The 1,176-nt window shown below is 57.6% G+C and carries 1 rRNA gene (only partly in view); it reads right to left on the minus strand.

Annotated elements, in window-relative coordinates:
- Positions 1–5: 5 nt before the first annotated feature.
- A 23S ribosomal RNA gene (locus ACIBG7_RS43515) occupies positions 6–1,176 on the minus strand (it continues 1,632 nt past the right edge of the window).

Below are 1,176 nucleotides of genomic sequence, written 5' to 3' on the forward strand. Positions count from 1 at the left end.
GCTTTGTGGTCAAGTCCTCGGCCTATTAGTACCGGTCAGCTCCACACCTTACAGTGCTTCCACCTCCGGCCTATCAACCCAGTAGTCTGCTGGGGGCCTTACCCACTCTCGTGGTGGGAGACCTCATCTCAAGGCGAGCTTCCCGCTTAGATGCTTTCAGCGGTTATCCCTTCCGAACGTAGCCAACCAGCCATGCACCTGGCGGTACAACTGGCACACCAGAGGTTCGTCCGTCCCGGTCCTCTCGTACTAGGGACAGCCCCTTTCAAGTCTCCTGCGCGCGCAGCGGATAGGGACCGAACTGTCTCGCGACGTTCTAAACCCAGCTCGCGTACCGCTTTAATGGGCGAACAGCCCAACCCTTGGGACCTACTCCAGCCCCAGGATGCGACGAGCCGACATCGAGGTGCCAAACCATCCCGTCGATATGGACTCTTGGGGAAGATCAGCCTGTTATCCCCGGGGTACCTTTTAGCCGTTGAGCGACACCGCTTCCACACGCCGATGCCGGATCACTAGTCCCAGCTTTCGCTCCTGCTCGACCCGTCAGTCTCACAGTCAAGCTCCCTTGTGCACTTACACTCGACACCTGATTGCCAACCAGGCTGAGGGAACCTTTGGGCGCCTCCGTTACCCTTTAGGAGGCAACCGCCCCAGTTAAACTACCCACCAGACACTGTCCCCCACCCGGATCCACGGGCGCGGGTTAGACGTTCAAAACGACCAGAGTGGTATTTCACCAATGACTCCACCCAAACTAGCGTCTGAGCTTCCCAGTCTCCCACCTATCCTACACAAACCGTTCCAAACGCCAATGTCAAGCTGTAGTGAAGGTCCCGGGGTCTTTCCGTCCTGCTGCGCGAAACGAGCATCTTTACTCGTACTGCAATTTCGCCGGGTCTGCGGTTGAGACAGCGGGGAAGTCGTTACGCCATTCGTGCAGGTCGGAACTTACCCGACAAGGAATTTCGCTACCTTAGGATGGTTATAGTTACCACCGCCGTTTACCGGCGCTTAAGTTCTCACCTTCGCGCGATTACTCGCGCTAAGCGGTCCCCTTAACGTTCCGGCACCGGGCAGGCGTCAGTCCGTATACATCGTCTTACGACTTCGCACGGACCTGTGTTTTTAGTAAACAGTCGCTTCCCCCTGGCCACTGCGACCCCCACCAGCTCA

The organism is Nonomuraea sp. NPDC050328 (assembly GCF_044459405.1).
Taxonomy (GTDB): Bacteria; Actinomycetota; Actinomycetes; order Streptosporangiales; family Streptosporangiaceae; genus Nonomuraea.